Annotated in this window: 15 protein-coding genes; 7 read left to right on the top strand and 8 right to left on the bottom strand. The window is 41.8% G+C overall.

Going from position 1 to position 16,938, the window contains the following annotated elements:
- Positions 1-411: 411 nt before the first annotated feature.
- Positions 412-825, top strand: a complete 414-nt coding sequence (locus tag ACM0OZ_RS17415) for an AbrB family transcriptional regulator (RefSeq protein ID WP_414584081.1) — start codon at positions 412-414, stop codon at positions 823-825.
- Between the two features lie 189 nt (positions 826-1,014).
- On the opposite strand, the gene ACM0OZ_RS17410 is transcribed toward ACM0OZ_RS17415, so the two are convergent.
- The gene (locus tag ACM0OZ_RS17410) at positions 1,015-2,955 is read right to left on the bottom strand and encodes a chloride channel protein (protein ID WP_414584080.1); all 1,941 of its coding nucleotides are present in this window, start codon (positions 2,953-2,955) and stop codon (positions 1,015-1,017) included.
- 931 nt (positions 2,956-3,886) lie between these two features.
- Between ACM0OZ_RS17410 and ACM0OZ_RS17405 the strand changes: the two genes are divergently transcribed.
- On the top strand, positions 3,887-4,255 hold the full coding sequence (locus ACM0OZ_RS17405; RefSeq protein ID WP_414584079.1) for a hypothetical protein: 369 nt from the start codon (positions 3,887-3,889) through the stop codon (positions 4,253-4,255).
- Positions 4,256-4,334: 79 nt separating this feature from the next.
- On the opposite strand, the gene ACM0OZ_RS17400 is transcribed toward ACM0OZ_RS17405, so the two are convergent.
- From ACM0OZ_RS17400 to ACM0OZ_RS17390, 3 genes are all read right to left on the bottom strand, one after another.
- A complete protein-coding gene (locus tag ACM0OZ_RS17400) occupies positions 4,335-5,948 on the bottom strand; it encodes an ArnT family glycosyltransferase (RefSeq protein WP_414584078.1) in 1,614 nt (537 codons plus the stop codon).
- Between the two features lie 425 nt (positions 5,949-6,373).
- Complete coding sequence (locus ACM0OZ_RS17395; RefSeq protein ID WP_414584077.1) at positions 6,374-7,378, bottom strand: hypothetical protein; 1,005 nt, start codon at positions 7,376-7,378, stop codon at positions 6,374-6,376.
- Positions 7,379-7,915: 537 nt separating this feature from the next.
- Positions 7,916-9,214, bottom strand: coding sequence for a recombinase family protein (locus ACM0OZ_RS17390; protein ID WP_414584076.1), 1,299 nt, complete (start codon positions 9,212-9,214; stop codon positions 7,916-7,918).
- A gap of 48 nt (positions 9,215-9,262) precedes the next feature.
- Between ACM0OZ_RS17390 and ACM0OZ_RS17385 the strand changes: the two genes are divergently transcribed.
- Positions 9,263-9,505 carry a hypothetical protein gene (locus ACM0OZ_RS17385; protein ID WP_414584075.1) on the top strand — a complete coding sequence of 81 codons (243 nt, stop codon included), beginning with the start codon at positions 9,263-9,265 and terminating at the stop codon, positions 9,503-9,505.
- Here ACM0OZ_RS17385 and ACM0OZ_RS17380 read toward each other — a convergent pair.
- Entirely contained in the window at positions 9,407-9,766 is a 360-nt protein-coding gene (locus tag ACM0OZ_RS17380) for a VOC family protein (protein ID WP_414584118.1), read from the bottom strand. The two genes, ACM0OZ_RS17385 and ACM0OZ_RS17380, sit on opposite strands and share 99 nt — an antisense overlap.
- Before the next feature lie 232 nt (positions 9,767-9,998).
- Between ACM0OZ_RS17380 and ACM0OZ_RS17375 the strand changes: the two genes are divergently transcribed.
- The gene (locus ACM0OZ_RS17375) at positions 9,999-10,220 is read left to right on the top strand and encodes a hypothetical protein (protein ID WP_073634785.1); all 222 of its coding nucleotides are present in this window, start codon (positions 9,999-10,001) and stop codon (positions 10,218-10,220) included.
- Here the strand turns inward: ACM0OZ_RS17375 and ACM0OZ_RS17370 are convergent.
- The gene (locus ACM0OZ_RS17370; RefSeq protein ID WP_414584074.1) at positions 10,217-10,504 is read right to left on the bottom strand and encodes a hypothetical protein; all 288 of its coding nucleotides are present in this window, start codon (positions 10,502-10,504) and stop codon (positions 10,217-10,219) included. The genes ACM0OZ_RS17375 and ACM0OZ_RS17370 overlap by 4 nt on opposite strands.
- Before the next feature lie 861 nt (positions 10,505-11,365).
- Between ACM0OZ_RS17370 and ACM0OZ_RS17365 the strand changes: the two genes are divergently transcribed.
- The 3 genes from ACM0OZ_RS17365 to ACM0OZ_RS17355 all read left to right on the top strand — a co-directional run bounded on the left by ACM0OZ_RS17365 (position 11,366) and on the right by ACM0OZ_RS17355 (position 15,519).
- A complete protein-coding gene (locus ACM0OZ_RS17365; RefSeq protein ID WP_414584073.1) occupies positions 11,366-11,614 on the top strand; it encodes a hypothetical protein in 249 nt (82 codons plus the stop codon).
- Between the two features lie 87 nt (positions 11,615-11,701).
- Complete coding sequence (locus ACM0OZ_RS17360; protein WP_414584072.1) at positions 11,702-12,586, top strand: aspartoacylase; 885 nt, start codon at positions 11,702-11,704, stop codon at positions 12,584-12,586.
- Positions 12,587-13,287: 701 nt separating this feature from the next.
- Positions 13,288-15,519 carry an adenylate/guanylate cyclase domain-containing protein gene (locus ACM0OZ_RS17355; protein ID WP_414584071.1) on the top strand — a complete coding sequence of 744 codons (2,232 nt, stop codon included), beginning with the start codon at positions 13,288-13,290 and terminating at the stop codon, positions 15,517-15,519.
- On the opposite strand, the gene ACM0OZ_RS17350 is transcribed toward ACM0OZ_RS17355, so the two are convergent.
- Together ACM0OZ_RS17350 and ACM0OZ_RS17345 are read right to left on the bottom strand one after the other, a co-directional pair.
- Entirely contained in the window at positions 15,502-15,630 is a 129-nt protein-coding gene (locus tag ACM0OZ_RS17350) for a hypothetical protein (RefSeq protein ID WP_414584070.1), read from the bottom strand. The genes ACM0OZ_RS17355 and ACM0OZ_RS17350 overlap by 18 nt on opposite strands.
- The gene (locus ACM0OZ_RS17345) at positions 15,630-16,817 is read right to left on the bottom strand and encodes a homospermidine biosynthesis protein (protein WP_414584069.1); all 1,188 of its coding nucleotides are present in this window, start codon (positions 16,815-16,817) and stop codon (positions 15,630-15,632) included. The genes ACM0OZ_RS17350 and ACM0OZ_RS17345 overlap by 1 nt, the downstream gene beginning before the upstream one ends.
- Positions 16,818-16,938 lie beyond the last annotated feature (121 nt).

Below are 16,938 nucleotides of genomic sequence, written 5' to 3'. Positions count from 1 at the left end.
GAAACTTAAACAAATAAAGTGTACCAGTCACTACCAAGCAGAACTGTCAAGTATGAAGTACCCAGCCGGATGAATTTGAGGGGTTCAAATTCATCTGACTGCGCTGTTTGATTTTCTCCACGGTTCCATTGAGGACTTGTTTTCTCTTACTTCATGCATCATCCTTTATCATTCATCCTTTTTTTGGTCATTCATATTCGTTACAAACTATAGTTATCACCATTGCCTATCTTCTTTAAGATATATTCTATTGGCAATATTGCTAATCCGAGTCAAAATTCTGCTCTCTGGGTGTAATATACTTGGCAATAACACCAGATAAAAAATAAATGATGGCGTTCGCACTTGCATAACCTCAGCTAAAATAAAATCGATTCATTGTATTCGACCATTCGTTTTTGAATTAAGTTGATGGCTAAACTGAAAAAAATTGAACCCCTAGTCGGTGAAGATCTGCTCAAAAAAGTCAAAGAGCTAGAAAACCTAAGCAAAGAAGAAAAAGCCAAACAGTGTGGCTACTACACCGTAACCAAAAACGGTATAGAGCGCGTCAACATGATGAAATTCTTAAATGCTCTCATTGATGCTGAGGGCATTCAGTTAGACAGCGCTCCTAGTGCAAATGGGCGGGGTGGACGCAGTGCAAGCTATAGAATTAGCGTGCAGTCAAATGGTAACTTACTGATAGGTTCAGCCTATACCAAACAAATGAACCTCAAACCAGGAGATGAGTTTATCATTACTTTAGGCAAAAAGCACATTCGTTTGAGACAAATAGACTCAGACGAGAGAGAAGATGCCGAGCTAGTGGAAGCTGCTGTGTAGAAAGTCATTAGTCATGAGTCATTAGTCATTAGTTATGAGTCATGAGACTGCTTTGGTTATTGACTAATGACTTTTGACTGCTGGCTATTGACTCATGCTTACACCTGTTTTGCAAGCCATTAAACAAGAGTGCAATCAACCTTATTGCTTCGAGGGAAGAACACAGAACCCAGAACACAGGAAAAATTCTCAATTCTGAATTTTGAGTTCTGAGTTCTGACTACTTTCCTTGTGGATAGATGACTTTGGCAAGAAGTCCATTGGTAAATAGTGGCGAATTGCCCTGCGCGTCACAGCTACGTTGCAGGTTAAGGCAATTTGCTCCTTTTCTAGTAAACCTAAAATATGTTCTTGGTTGTCTCGGGCGACCACTGGTAACTGATGCAAACCTCTAAGTGCCATGCGATCTAAAGCCTCAGCTAAAGGTTCATCTTGAAATGCATAAAGAATATCACTGGTACAAACGTCCATCAGTGTTTGATTGGGTATATTAGTCTGGATTTCACTTGACGAATTTGGGTATTTTTCTCTAAGAGAAAGGGCGCGGTTGATATCTTCTAAAGAAACGATACCGATTAATCGTCCGGCTTCATCAATAACTAAAGCACTGCGGCAAAGATTTGCTGTCATTTCCAAAGCTGCTTCTATCACCTTCATGGTTGCTGGCAGCTTTTTCGGAGTAGAGTACATGGCATCTTCTACTAAAATTTGCTGCAAAATTTCAGCTTGTTCGTCTTTCAACTCAGAAAGACCGATTTGCTGTAGGTTTGAATTAGAGTTAGAAGTTGGCTTGATTCGTTCTATGAGCCAAACACTCAAACCCACCGCTGCCATTAACGGCAAAACAATGCGGTAGTCCCGTGTTAATTCAAATAGCAACAAAATTGCTGTTAATGGAGCTCTAACACTTGCAGCTAAAACTGCTGCCATTCCCACCGTAGCGTAAGCTGGAGGTGCTGCCATAAACTCTGTGATTGCAGGTGCTACGCCCGCCAAGATTTTTGCATATGCTGCTCCAAAAGAAGCACCTAAAAACATGGCTGGTGCAAATACACCACCAACAAAACCACTACCAGCACTGATAGCAGTCATAAATAGCTTCACGAAGAGCAGCACAAGCAACAAGTGTAAAGAAAACTTCACATCTTGAAGCATCGCTTCTACAGTTTCATAACCAATGCCCAAAATTTGGGGGAAGAATAAAGCAACAATGCCAACGATAGTTCCGCCAATAATTGGATGAATAGGCTCTGGTATTTGACCTAACCATTGTAAATAAGGTATCTGCCCTTTAAAGCAGGCTTTCGCTAAACGAATCAGTTGAGTATAAGCCAGAGACACTAAACTTGCTCCCAAACCCAAGCCGACATAAAGCGGTAATTCCAGAGGACTGCGGACTTGGTAAACGGGTAAGGCAAAGGCAGGTTGTGCGCCCAAACCAATTTGAGCAATTAATGCCGCGACGACCGCTGCTAGCAGCACGACACTCACCGCAGAAGTGGCAAAGGATGTAGCGCCTAACACCACCTCTAAGGCAAAGAAAACTCCAGCGATGGGGGCATTAAATCCAGCAGCCAAACCAGCAGCAGCACCAGCAGCTAAAAGTAACCGCCGTCGTTCTTGAGAGACTTGTAAAACAACAGACAGTAGTGTACCAAAATTTGCGCCAATTTCTACACTTGGTCCCTCTGGTCCCAAAGAAGCACCACTCCCTAAAGACACTGATGCTGCCAGCATCTTGGTAACTGGTCGTAGTGGTCGCTTGATCTCTCCTCCTTGAGAAGCAGCGATTAGAGATGAAAGTTCTGGACCAAAGTCTTGGGTGCGCCAGCGCATCAGCCCGACGATTAATCCACCAAGGATGGGCACACAGGCTAGAGTCCAAGCGCCCCAAGCACCAATCGCACCCATAAAATTTTCCAGCATCAGGTGGTGAATTAGCTGGATTAAATAGTGAAAGGTAACCACACCCATTCCACTGCCACCGCCTATAAGGACGGCTAAAAGCAGCACAACGGTTTCTGGCGATGGTTGAAAACGGTTAAGCAGATGGGTCAAACGGGCGGAAGGAGTGCTAAAAGCAGGTTGTTCCAACACCTTCCTCAGTTGAGTTGCAGGCACAAGCGTCATTGAGTGGAGGAGTAAATCTAATAAAAAATTTAAATTTTTATGTCTTACATTTCATTGTGAGTGATCATTTAGCAACCAGACAAGTGCATTGGATATGCTAGCTTTACAAAGCTTTGGTAAAAATATTCCCATTGCTCACAATTTTTGTAGGGACAATGCTTAAATGGGAAAGAATTGATGGTTAATGGTCATGAGCAGCAGTCATCTAGAGTAGCGAGGAGCCCATTGAAGGTTAAAGAGTGTAGACGCCCGTTCGTCAGCTTGTCGGAGGTGATGATGAAATATGAACCCAAGGCAAAAGTGTATATACGCCCTGAGGGTGAATTCCCGGTAGGTGGTATGAACTATATACTGAAGTATGGAGTCATTCATCCTTTATCCTTTCTTGGTCATTCTCACAAAAATCTAGCTATACTCGTGTTGCAACCATTGAGCCATGCTTGTAGCACAGGCTGTTGCCTGTCTAAACATGAACACTGTATGCGTCAGGGTTCTCTAGTTGAAAAGCAACCCAATGCCTTTAGGCATGGGGTCTGCGTTTCGCGCTACCTGACCCGCCTAAGTCCTTAACTGGACTACGTTCAAGAGGAGTGTTAAAGTCTCACCTACGAATGCTTGCCAGTTTGTAGCTCTGAAACCTCACATATTAAACAGCCTTACGGAGAATAAAGCAGTGTATGTAGGAAAGTACCGCTCTTGAACTTTGGCGCTTGCTAACTTTACCCGAAAGGGGTTTCCCGGTAACGGGAGTTTATGGATAAGTCTTACGGGCTACCTTTCCCGTCGGGCTTCATCCCCATAAATATAATTTAGGGGCTTGGGTCCTTCGATATCGGTGATTCTACACCGGTAATCTAGATGGGTGCCCTCTTTGGAAATTCTCTGTAGCTATTGAGATAGAGCAAGTAAGTGGACTAGGCGGACGAGGTAGATGAATACACACACCTTTGATAATCATTATGTGACTTGCCCAATTTGCCAAAAAAATGCCACACCAAAGCCAGTAAAGACGTGCATTGGGTTGTTTACCTGTCCGTATTGTCAGGAAAGGTTAGTCGTTTGTCAAAGCGGTCATTACGTCCGCGATCCGGTAACCTACAAACAGATAATAATATCGTCGGCGCTCCGTCGTCAAAGCCGACCTTTAGCTAGGATTATACGGGATTTCGTCATCCTCAAGCGCCCTGTAGTGGCTCTGGTTGTAGGAGGTGCTATTGTCTTAAGTATGATTGGTATAAGCCAACAAGCTACAGATTACGACGATTATCCAAGCTTGCCAAAAATAGAGAAGCAACGTTAGGAATTGGGAATTGTTAGTGATTAGTTGTTGGTTGTTTACCTAACCACTAACTACTAACTGATCCCTTCTGCGTCTTGAATTACTTAGTATTTTTTGTAATCAGTAACCAACCCGAAGCATGGTCAACTAACTTCACCGACTCCAGGTTAAGGTTTTTCAGTGCAGGTTCATTAAGCAGGAAGTACGGTTGTCCGTCAGATAGCCAAGAATGCCGTAGTTGAGTCAAAGAAGCGGGAACAATGGTGCGATCGCTATAAAAATCCAACGACGGACGATGGTAGTCAAAAGACGTGTAAATCTTGGTTACTGTTGGGTTTGCCCGGTGGATCATCTGTGCAACTGGTTTGACTGGATAAGCTTCGTTGAGTTCCCAAACCCAGTAATGAGATTTCATCAACAGCAGTAGCGAAACATAACTACCCCATAATAGAACCTTGAGGAATTGCCCGTCACCTCGCTGTGCCAAAACAGCCGCTATTGCCATTGTCGTCGCTACTGCTGCAAAAATCAGTTGTAAGTCAGATTTTGCTGTACTTGCTAAAGTGTAGTAAATGCTTCCAGCAGTTGCCACTATAGATAGGAATGCCAAAGATACTACCAAAGGGCGAGGATAAGATGACAGTAAAGGCATTTTTTCGATTTCTGCAACCTTGGCACCACAAGCTAAGGCTATGCCTGGGTAAATTGGGAATACATACCAAGGAAGTTTTGTTCCCATTAAGGAAATAGCAACCAGATAAACCAAACACCACACCAGCACCAGTTTTGCCCAACTGAGGTTGCGATTTTCCCAACACAGGCGCATTCCTGACGGCAAAAAAATCAGCCAGGGCCATGTGTATTTGAGAATCTCCAGCAGATAATACCATACTGGTCCGGAATTGCCCTCAACTGAATTCCAAACACGGCTAACCGATTGATCCATCATGCCGATTTTGGTAAAGGTAAAGCCATAGTGGATCCACTGAGCACCATACCAAAAAGTAACAGGTGTAATGCCAAGCAGCATTCCTGTCCACATATAGCGACTGGTAAGGAGTCGCGGTGTGTCCCAAAACACAAAAATAAGGGCGATCGCCCCCAACAATAAGCCCAATATCCCCTTAGTCAGGCAAATCAACCCAAAACCGATGCCAACACCAAGGCAGTAGCGTAAATTGCGGCGCGATCGCAACAAACACAATATCATAACCATGAAAAAACAGACCGCTGCTCCATCCAACATTGCTAACCGCCCATGACGCACCACTGGTAGCATTGTCAGGTAAATCAACGAGCTGTAAATTGCTGCCCAACGTTGGCGAAATATTTCTCGTCCAATGTAATACAGTAAAGGCACACAAATAGCTGTGAGCATTGCTCCGGGTAAGCGTGTTGTCCACTCATGCACTCCCCCTAAAGAGTAAGCCCAAGCAATCAGCAAGTGTATCAGCGGTGGCTTATTGTAATATGGTTCACCTCCTAGCGTCGGGTAAAGCCAATGCATTGAACCAGCCGGCGCACGCCATATTTCACGTGCAACTTGTGCCACAGTACCTTCATCCCAATCTCGCAGCGGTAATTCTCCCAGATTTATGGTAAAGAGTAAAACTGCTGCCAAAAGCAGCACTATTACCCATACCCAATCAATCCATTTATCAATTGTCCGATACTGTTTTTCTAGACGACCCCAAATAAAGCTTCCTTCTTGCATATTCGGTGGATATTTGTTGTGCTAGCTGGTTCGATTAAACTCCAGACGCTCTGGAGTCTCAAATGTTGCCACTTGTAACTAGGAATGTTCTTAAATCATCCCTTGATTTTAAATTAACTTACATTTCCTCGTAAATAAATAATATTTTTTAATAGATTTTTCCTATTTTTTCTTTAGTTTATAATCTTTTTTTTATAAAACTGCTAAAACTATGACTTATTAAAATATTTTTGGAGATAATTGAAAGGGCATTTGATAGCGAGCGTGGTCTTGCTATTTTTATAGATGCACCCTTTTGCTTCGATTTACTCAGCCAAGTTATGAATTTGGGTAACGCGGGTAGACAACCTGTGTCCTATGACAAAAATCAGTAGAGGAATATAGTGTTTATCCCATTACGGGAAATGGTAGCTCTTGTGATAAAGCTATAAACATCTTTTTAGTACTGATGGGTCTACTAAATCGTTATGGTTTCCATAATTCTTTCGAGCAAATTGTATTTGTAACATCAAACGGTCTTTACGAGTTGGTATCATTGCCTTATGAAAACAAAAAGTATCTTCTGCGAATCCAAAACCAGCATCTCCGCAGATAGGTACTACATTTTCAGCACCATAATAGTCAACAATCTCCTCATCGGAACTTCGTCTAAAAAATGACAGCAGATGAGCAAGCTTCTTCTTTTTGTGGCTACCACGAACACAAACGTGAGCACCGCTATATACATCTGTATCTGTCAGGTAAAAGAAAAATTTTAAAAATTGATAGTCATCAAGGTCGTAATGAAAAAAATAAGCACCTTCTCTGCTACTTCCTTGTAATGAAAGAAACCTCATTTTCTCTAAAAGAAGGTACTGCTCTTGTTCCTTGAGCGAAAACAACCACCAAAGACGACTTCCGGTATGCACGGGAGTACCGCCTAAATATTTAGTGGCTATCTCCAATAACTTTGGGTCATTTGCAAGTTTTTTGATAGCTGGACAAAGCAAATTACTATTGAAATAGTCACCACGTTTAAAAGTTCTCCCACACTTAGATTCTGCTTTTTCTTTTTCAGTGTAATAAAACCCAAGGTGGTGTTCACCATCACCATAACAATCTGTACTGCTCGCAAATTGTAGTATTTCTTGTAAAATGCTTTGCGGCAACTTCAGCCCAAGGGAAAAACTATCTTTTTTCAAAGATTCAACGACATCATCTACTTCAATATCAAATAAAGAATGCGTTGCCTGATTTATTTCAATTCTCTGGGGTTGAACAAAGAAGCTTTTCAAAAGCGGCACAGCCTTAAATCGACTCATTATAACCATCAAAAACCATTCCGGATTTTCTAGCCGTTTCTTTAAGTATTGATAAGTGATGAAAAAATATTTTGCCCAAAAATTTCGGGAAACTAAAGTAGCCGCGATATTTATTTCATTATTTACCATTGCCATCTCCTGATAACTGACATCTTGCACCAATCTTAAAAAGCAGATTTTTACACAAAAAGAAAAACCTAGAAACAAAGGGTGCAGAGAAAAATTAAGTATAACTCATGAACCATGTTTTTCATCAGTGTTTACACTTAATAAATTTACAGGTTTTTGTATTTTATACAAGCCTTAATATCAAAAATCAAAAAATTAGATAAGTCATATGAAATCTATTTGTTTACTTATCGTATCCGCGAAACTTTACCTCTACCCCTCTCCTTATAAACGAGGGGTAGCGCAGCCACCGTGTGGTATGGATTATAGCGATTTGCAACCCTTGTAAGGAACACAAAGAAATAATGAACCACAGATGAAACAGATGAAACAGATGAAACAGATAAAACAGATAAATCTGTACTTCATTCAATTGAGTTGCGCTATAGTAAGTACCAAATTTGATATCACCACTCAAAAAGGTAGTTTCTTCAAGTCAGCAGCTAACCCTGGTTACATATTGAGTTAAAGCCTGTCCTTCAAGTTTGTTTTAAAAATTTAAAAAATAAAAATAACTCGCAATTCCCACTCTTTATCCTGACGAATAATCTCAATTTGTCGAATAAATTCTCGAAAGTAAAATCGTCGCTCTGCTTCAGACAAGTCTAACCAAAATTGCGGAATCGAAACAGCTTGGGCAACAGAACGCAAGTTAACTGGTGGTAAAGTTGCTAGTTTTGCTTGGAGTGCAGACATTTCTGTGCGGATTTTATATGCTCTTAACTTTGCTGTTTCCACATCCAACACTCCAGTTTCCAACAAAGAGGGTAACTGATTGAGTACCTCTTGCTGGCGGGAAATAGCTTCATTTAAGCTATTTTTGACTGCATCCAACTGAGGGAAATTCATAAGCGCCACAGCAAGGGGTAAGTCACGGCAAACCGTTTGGATTGTCTGTTCCAAAACTTCTTGGTAGGGAAGGGCGCGACACTTGGGGTGTTTGGGGCAGCTAATAGGACGTAAATAAAGATACTCTTTGTGTTGATTACGTATAGTCACACGAATGACACTCATGTGAGATTGGCACTCGTTACAGACAACCAACCCAGCCAGAGAACGCGGTGCGCTAGCAGTCCGAGGTGGTAAACGGCTGTTGCGCCGCAACAGTCTATCAACTTGGGCAGCTTCTTCCCTGGTAATAATAGGAGCATGAGTATTGGAAATGATTTCTCGGTTTTGATAAGCTGTATCACCGCGATAAACCGGATTTGTCAACCAACGACGCCCGGTGGTGACAGAGATTTTCTTGCCGTATTTTTTCGCTAGGTGACGTACAGATCCTCGCAGAGAACCATAGAGTAGGAAGTGTTCAAAAAAATCTTTGACGACTGGGGAAGTCGTGCGATCGATGATATATTTTCCTTTGCCTCGACGGTAGCCGTAGGGGGCTTTACCAGGTGGTGGTGCAGCATCCAAACGGTTGCGAGCATGTCCTTGGCGGATGCGGCGGCTACGTTGTTGATGCTGAATTTCGTACAGTAATTTCAGCAATTCGGCGCGGAGGTTGGGACTGTCTTGGGAAGAATTGTAGTCTTGCTCAACAGCAATGAGTGTTATTCCCATGACTTCGAGTTCTGCAAGGCGCGAACTTACTTCGTCTAGAGTATCGCCCAATTCTTCTAAGCGGCGGATGAGGAGACAATTTGGTGGTTCGGTTTTACAGTCGTTGAATAATTTTTGTAGTTGAGAGCGTTTGCCTAAGTCTTGGTAAATACCGTCTAACTCCCATTCCCAAGTTGTGGGGTCAGGAGTGGGTTCTAGTAGGGGATCGCTGTAGGTGTAGGCGAAGATTTTCATTTAGTCATGAGTCATTAGTCATGAGTCATTAGTCATTAGTCATTAGTCATGAGTCATGAGTCATTGGTCATTAGTTCTCCCTCATCCCCCTCATCCCCCTCATCCCCCTCATCCCCCTCATCCCCCTCATCTCCCTCACTCCCTCACTCCCTCACTCACTCCCTCACTCCCTCACTCCCTCATCTGCGCTTCTCATTGCTGACTCAGTTCTATAACATTGCCATCTGGGTCTTTGGTGAAGAGGGCTGGGCGTCCGGAGGCGCTGGGTTGAATAAGGCAATTATGATCTAGGAGTTGTTGTTTGGCTGTGTCTAAGTCCGCAACGCAGAAGGCGATGTGGGGGTTGCGTCCCCATTTTTCGTTTTGGTCTTCGGTAGGAACTCCCCCAGCGGCTATCAGGTGAATTTGATAGTTTCCAACTTGATACCAAGCGCCAGGGTATTTCAGGGAGCGTTGTATTTTCGGCAATCCTAGCACCTTTCCATAGAAATGTTCGGCGCGTTCTAGGTTAGTGACAAGAATGGCTGTGTGGAGACACTGAGTAATCTGCATTGGTCTTGGTTCGTTGGGTATGATATCAATATCATGCACCTGCATTGACAAAGCTAGGAAATAAATTTCCACTTCTTGTTAGCGAAAGTCCTGTTCAAAGGACAAGGACAAAGCTTTTGAGTCCATTTTAAATGCATGTATGAGAAAATAGACCCGTTTTTGATTAAGATTAAGAGCAGGTTATAAATTACCTCGGATTTCACTTACGTAGTTTCATTCTTGAAAGTTTTGGTTGAGGAGCGCTATTGACCCCAAAGTAGGAGACAAAGTTCTAATTCTTCGTCCAGCATACGTAGCTGGAAAAGTTGGAGTTATTTGTGGTCGAGAACTACTCTCTAGCGGTCAGTCTAGCGATCGCTGGCTGATTCGAGTAGATTCTAAAAATGATTCTGAAAGTATAGTGGTGTCGCTAACCCCAAAAGAGTTTGAAGTACTCCTGTTGGACTCTGATTAAGCTTTAGTTGCATCCGGTGGTGGCTCTAGTTCGTTTGGCGGCTCATCGCCAATCCCTAGTTCCTTTTTACTGCGTTTTAACTGTTTCCAGAGCGCCTTAATTTGCTCATAGGCTTGTTCAGGAGAGATTTTTCCAGAAGTTTCTAAATTGGTGATGTAGCCAACTTTTTGAGCAAACTCTTGCAGATTGGCGTTAAACAAGAGGTTTTCTGGCTTAACTTGACCGTAATAACGACTATGAGGGTAGAAAAAGCTGTCTTTGTCTCCCTGATCTGGCTGGCTCATAAGTCACCCCTAATAAATAATTTTTTGTGAAATATATTTAATCAATCCTTAACTGAAGTAATATTTATAACTAAAAATATTTAATACTTACTTAGATTTATCATCAAGCCATATTTTACCAAAATTTTTGGTAAAAATAACCTTTTAGAGATTTGAAAGGTGATATATAAGGCAATACGGTTGCTGTTAAGGATTGTTGATGATAGCGTCAGCGCAGCCTATCCCGATACAAACGATCGCATGGCAGGAATGTGCTGTCTTATTCCACAGGTGTAGAACTTTCGGATGCAAGGTTTCTACATTGCCATCCTGATAATGGTTTTGGTCTTATCACCAACTGTATTAATATATCAGGGAGGGATCGTGCCATAAAATCCATACTTAGTACAACTTTTGCCTCTGGTGACACGAAACGTAACACTACCTCTTCTTGGCAGAGAATTTGAGCATACTGAGCTATTTATTTTTAACTTTAATTTAATCTTAACTTGTACTTAATTTTCAGTAAACAGCCTGATTTGCCGTAATTATTTAAGTAAAAATTTGATTTGTATACATGATTACTTACAAACTTAACTTTAATTAATACCTTTTGTACTGCAAAGTTAAGCTTAATTCATCCTTTAGGTGAAAACGATACGCCTGCTAACAAGGGTAAAGTCTGAAATACACTAACATCAAGTATTGAGTTTGAGAATAAACTAGAGAGTTTTTTCCTTAACATTACTGCAAGCTTCTTTTGAGATGACAATAGAACCATATTTGTACAAATTTGCCTAGAGACGTTATGCTGCCTTTGTGTCACTTGGCTAAATCAGTTTACAGGCAGGTGCGATTGAAAACAGCAACTCAAGAGGAATTATGAAAGAACTTAGTGAAAACGTTTCACCTTACGGTGACACTTTTATTACCCACCGAAAATACAAAATTTTCTACAACTACCATAAAAAACATGGTGAATGGTTTTTCATCGTGTATGGCACAAATAAAGCAGTACGGTATGGCTATCCCTGCCTTGGTAGTGACTGGCACAAAAGCAAAGAGAAAGGAATCGAGTGGGCGAAAGCATTAATTGATCATGTTCTCAAAACGCCGAAAGCTCAAAAATAGAGGTTCAAACTAAATCTTTTAAAAAGGGTGTGGGGTGTAGGAAATTCCCATCAATTGCCTTGAGGGGATTTAATAAGGAGTTATCATATGAACCAAATCAATCGGGTTGCGATCGTTGGTGGAACCCACGGAAATGAGTTCACAGGGGTATACCTGATTAAAAAATTTAACCAGTTTCCTTATTTGATTGAGCGACCTAGCTTTGAAACTTTGACGTTATTAGGCAATCCCAAAGCCTTTGAGGAAAATAGGCGCTACATTGACAACGACTTGAATCGTTGCTTCAAAAGTCAAGACCTGCTCGACCCAACGCTTTGTGGCTATGAACAGATGAGGGCAAAAGCCATCCACCAAATACTGGGACCGAAAGGCAAATCCCAAGTGGATGTGATTTTGGATTTGCATACTACAACTGCAAACATGGGGTTGAGTATTATGCTGGAGAACCAGCATCCCTTCAGTTTGCAATTAGCTGCGTATCTGACCTCGATGAATCCCTTGATAAAGGTTTCTTGGACACAACCGAACCAAGAGAGCGCCCTTCTGAGATCCCTATGCGAATTGGGTTTTGTCATTGAAGTGGGTCCTGTGGCTCAGGGTGTCTTGAATGCAGACTTGTTTGCGAAAACGGAGAAACTGGTTTATGTCATGTTGGACTACATAGAAGGATACAACAAAGGTTTAGTTCCACAGACTCACAGCACACTCACCTTGTATGAATATGTGGGAACCCTCGACTATCCCAGAAATGAGAAGGGTGAGATTCAGGCGATGATTCACCAACAGCTTCAGTTTAGGGACTATGAGCCTCTCAATCCAGGTGAGCCGATTTTCCTAACCTTTGATGGTAAGGAGATTGCTTATGAAGGAGAATCAACAGTCTATCCAGTTTTCATTAACGAAGCAGCTTACTACGAGAAAGGCATCGCGATGTGTTTAACCAAGAAACAACAGGTACTGTTGAGAGATTAAGGCGCTGTTAAGAAGAACGCAGAACACAGAACACAGTAATCAGAATATCCCCACCGATACAATCCGGGGGATATAAAAGATTAAACACTGATAAGAATAAGCAGCACTTTGCATTTAAGTATAAAAAAACAAAAATCTCTGCAATTTTTCGTAATTTTCCGGAAATAAAACCAGATATGATGTTTGAGTTCTATCAATTTTTGATTTTATCTGGAAAAATGCCCTAAAAGGCTCAATTAGAGTGAGTTCTGAAAAAGGTAAATCCTCCATAAGAGATATTTTTAAATAAACATTTATGAGTGAATATATATTTAGTAGTACAAATTGTCGATAACAGCAGTCAAACCCTAAAATCATGTTCACGAGTTCTGAAAAATCTCAGTTGTCCTGAATTTGGAGTCATCAACATCAATCTCATTCATCGTTTGGCAATATGTAATTCTTGACCGAAGAGGCAGGGGAGCAAGGGGCAGACGAGCAGGGGCGAAAAAGTTAAACCTAAGTTTTCCTGAATTTATAGGAATTGAAGATATCCTTAAATCTATAAAGGAGAGCAAAAAAGATTTACATTCAAAGCAATTGGACGAAATTGTCGAAAGAAATGTTATTTCTATTTTCATCTATCATCTATATTATTAAAGACATCAGGGGAAAATTCTGACAAGAGATGAATGGTTCTTGTTTAAGATGTAGCAAAAAAGATGATTTTAAAGCAAAGATTATCTCAGAAAATAAATGACGCTAAGTTACTATATAGTGTTTTAGCTGCGTATAAAAACTACATCGAAAAAGTGATTAGTTTAATGGCAGATGCCTTGCTAATAACGACTAAGTTAGGAGAAATAAAGAAAGTAAATTCCGCAGCATTAGAATTATTTGGTTATAGTGAAGAAGAATTAATAAATAAACCAATTTCTTTAATATTTGAAGATAATAATTTATGGCAACAAGCTTTGCAACAGGTTTATTTATGTAAAAAAAGTTTTCAAAATAGAGAATTTATATGTCGCAAGAAAACAAAAGAAAAAATCCTGATTGCTTTTTCTTGTTTAGTGATTAAGAAAAAAATAGATGGGTTAGAAGATATTGTATACATTGGTCGAGACATCACCGCCAGACAGCGCAGACAACAACGCAATAATACACAATATGCTATAAGCCGTATATTATCAGAGTCTCAAAGTATAAAGCAGGCGATTCCGAAGATTCTACAAGCAATTTGTGAAAACCTGGGATGGGATTTAGGAGAACTTTGGACATCAAATCAATACATAGAAGCATCGGTACAGCGATGCAGTTTCAATCCAGTTCTCAGGTGTGTGGAAATTTGGTCGAGTCGAACATTTGCGGCGCGAGAGTTCAAAGCAATCACTTGGCAGACGACTTATACCCCTAGTGTAGGCTTACCTGGTCAAATTTGGGTGACGCGATCGCCCGTTTGGATGAGTCATATATCGCATCATACTAATATTGAGCGATTGGGCAAGGAACAGGGCGCTGACGGGCGATGCTTCAAGGAAGCCGCCTCAGAGAGGCGATCGCAAGCCGCTGTTGAAGCGGGATTGCATACAGCATTTGGCTTTCCCATCTTGGCTGATAATGAAATGTTAGGCGTGATGATTTTCTTGAGCCGGGATGTACAATCAAAAGATGCAGACCTGCTGCAAATGATGGTTTGTATAGGTAGCCAAATCGCTCAATTTATCAAACGCAAACAAGCAGAGTCAGCGCTACTGGAAAGCGAAGAACGCTATCGAGATTTGTTTGAAAACGCTAACGACTTGATTCAGTCTATGACTCCCTATGGTCGTTTGGAATATGTTAATCGAGCGTGGCTTAAAACTTTAGGATATACTCAAGCTGAAATTCAGAAGATCAATTTATTTGACATCATCCATCCCGATTTTCAAGAAGAATGTCGGGAATTATTTTGTCGCGTGATGTCAGGGGAAAAACTCGAACAACTGACAACTGTATTCGTTTCTAAAGATGGTCAAAAAATCTTTGTCGAAGGGAATATTAATTGTAAATTTGTAGAAGGAAAACCAGTTGCCACTCGCGGCATTTTTCGTAACATGACTGGGCGCATTGTAGCAGCTGACTTTTCACGTCATGTGGAAAAACCAACGCAAAACCTAACCCCCCAACCCCCTTCCCTAAAAGGGAAGGGGGAGAATTCAAAGCCTCTCAAAAAGCAGGAGAGAGGTTTGGAGAGAGGTTTTCCAGATCCCATGAAAAGTAAGATTGTAGCAGAGGAAGCACTACGCTATCAACAGCAAAAAACCGAACGCGTTTTTTTAGATATCTTACCAGAAGCAATCTTCAACCGCGAGAAAGAAGAACCAGCTACAATTGCAGAAGACTTTGCTAATGTCACAGTTCTGTTTGCAGATATTGTAGGTCTTACTGAAATCGCCTCTCAAATAACAGCGATTCAATTAGTCAACATACTCAACAAAATTTTTTCAGTTTTCGACCAACTTACCGAGCGATATGGTTTGGAGAAGATTAAGACTACCGATGATGCTTATATGGTGGTTGGTGGTCTGCCTAGGCGATGCCCAAACCACGCCCAAGCGATCGCCCTTGAGGACACTGGCACCTTTGCGATCGCCCAGATGGCGTTAGATATGCAAACAGCGATCGCCCAGTTCAATACTGAAAACAACAAAAACTTTAGCATCCGTATCGGCATTCATAGCGGTCCGGTGGTGGCGGGAGTCATTAGCATCAAAAAGTTTACCTACGACCTCTGGGGAGACACAGTAAAAATTGCCAGCCTTATGCAATCTCAGGGCTTGGCTGGCAAAATTCAAGTGACAGAAATTACCTACAAATGTTTACGTGATGAATTCCTATTTGAAAAACGTGGTGAAATCGAAATCAAAGGCAAAGGGAAGATGACGACTTATGTGTTAGTCAGTCGCAAGTGATGAGGACAATATTGCTCCCTTATCTCCCTTATCTCCCTCATCTCCCTCATCTCCCTCATCTCCCTCATCTCCCTTATCTCCCTCATCTCCCTCATCTCCCCCTACTTCCACTACTCCCCGCCTCCGGTATTAGGAATCAACCTGCCTACAGGATAAGTTGCGACTTCTCGGGGAGAAGCGCCATCAGTCACAGCAGCTGGTATTTCATCTACTGATTGGGTTTTAGCTGCTAAATAATCTGTCCGCAGCTTTTCTAGCATTTGTTCGCGCTTGTCATACAGCCGCTTCAAAGAACGAGGCTGACTTTGGTTTAAAACGTAAGCTGTGACTAACGGCAGTGCAATTGTGCTATCGGTATAACAAACGATGGTGCTGGGTAACTCTTCAGGGTCAATCTTACCCCAACTCACAGCTTCCGAGGGTGTTGCTCCAGATAACCCTCCAGTATCAGGACGAGCATCGGTGAACTGGACAAAGTAATCGTGTCCTCGTTCTTCTAGCCCCAAAACTTCATGAATTTGCGGTTGTGTTTGTAGCAAAAAGTTTTTCGGACTGCCACCACCAATAATGACAGCTGCACTCTTGCCTCCTGTCTCCCGCGCAGAGTACGCAATGGCTGCCGTCTCATTGACATCTATCGAAGGGTCTAAGATTAGCTTGGAACCTTCCAACGACAATGCGGCAACGTTCATACCAATGGAACTATCACCTGGCGAAGATGTATAAATAGGTACTCCATATTCATAAGCCGTAGCGAGCAAGCAGGAATGCTTAACCCCCAGTTGCTTTTCTACTTCCCGGACATACTTGCCTAGTAGATGATGAAATTCCGCAGTTCCCATCCGTTTTTGGAATGGTTCTGCTTGCAAAACTTTACGGATGAAAGCATCTGTTTCCAACAGCACATCATAGCCAAAGATAATGTCATAAATACGGATAGTACTTTGCTGCCGCAGCTTCACATCATCCAAAAACGGATTGCCAGCGAAGAGTTCAAAACCTAGCCCATAGTGCATATCATGGTAAAGGTTAGCACCAGTGCTGATGATCCAGTCAATAAATCCGTTGCGGATTAACGGTGCCAGTGCAGAAACTCCGTATCCGGCTGGTGTCATCGCACCAGAAAGGCTGACTCCTACCGTCACGCCTTCCTTAAAGACATCTCGACTAAGGAGATGGCATATCTCCCGTAACCGTGCTGAATTGTAGGCGGTGAAGTAATTATCAATCAAATCGACGACGCCGATATCAGTTGGCATCGGTGCAGGTGAGATTTTTTTACCCAGCTGTTTTGACATTTTTGGTAGCCCCCAAAGAAATAACTGATAAGTTTACTAGACATCCGTCTAGCTAGACTCAACGACAAAAGATTTCTAGTCTGCATAGGCAGGTTTTCTGGTACTACCCCAAGCATGAAAA

Origin of the sequence: Scytonema sp. PCC 10023, assembly GCF_963920835.1 — a bacterium.
Classification (GTDB): domain Bacteria; phylum Cyanobacteriota; class Cyanobacteriia; order Cyanobacteriales; family Nostocaceae; genus Kalymmatonema.
Note: the sequence above shows the minus strand (reverse complement) of the source record. Positions and strands in the feature narration are given on the sequence as shown.

Coding starts and splice junctions, on each gene's coding strand:
- ACM0OZ_RS17415 (WP_414584081.1), top strand. CDS start 412: ATGGCTAAACTGAAAAAAATTGAACCCCTAGTCGGTGAAGATCTGCTC.
- ACM0OZ_RS17410 (WP_414584080.1), bottom strand. CDS start 2,955: ATGACGCTTGTGCCTGCAACTCAACTGAGGAAGGTGTTGGAACAACCT.
- ACM0OZ_RS17405 (WP_414584079.1), top strand. CDS start 3,887: ATGAATACACACACCTTTGATAATCATTATGTGACTTGCCCAATTTGC.
- ACM0OZ_RS17400 (WP_414584078.1), bottom strand. CDS start 5,948: ATGCAAGAAGGAAGCTTTATTTGGGGTCGTCTAGAAAAACAGTATCGG.
- ACM0OZ_RS17395 (WP_414584077.1), bottom strand. CDS start 7,378: ATGGTAAATAATGAAATAAATATCGCGGCTACTTTAGTTTCCCGAAAT.
- ACM0OZ_RS17390 (WP_414584076.1), bottom strand. CDS start 9,214: ATGAAAATCTTCGCCTACACCTACAGCGATCCCCTACTAGAACCCACT.
- ACM0OZ_RS17385 (WP_414584075.1), top strand. CDS start 9,263: ATGAGTCATGAGTCATTGGTCATTAGTTCTCCCTCATCCCCCTCATCC.
- ACM0OZ_RS17380 (WP_414584118.1), bottom strand. CDS start 9,766: ATGCAGATTACTCAGTGTCTCCACACAGCCATTCTTGTCACTAACCTA.
- ACM0OZ_RS17370 (WP_414584074.1), bottom strand. CDS start 10,504: ATGAGCCAGCCAGATCAGGGAGACAAAGACAGCTTTTTCTACCCTCAT.
- ACM0OZ_RS17365 (WP_414584073.1), top strand. CDS start 11,366: ATGAAAGAACTTAGTGAAAACGTTTCACCTTACGGTGACACTTTTATT.
- ACM0OZ_RS17360 (WP_414584072.1), top strand. CDS start 11,702: ATGAACCAAATCAATCGGGTTGCGATCGTTGGTGGAACCCACGGAAAT.
- ACM0OZ_RS17355 (WP_414584071.1), top strand. CDS start 13,288: ATGATTTTAAAGCAAAGATTATCTCAGAAAATAAATGACGCTAAGTTA.
- ACM0OZ_RS17345 (WP_414584069.1), bottom strand. CDS start 16,817: ATGTCAAAACAGCTGGGTAAAAAAATCTCACCTGCACCGATGCCAACT.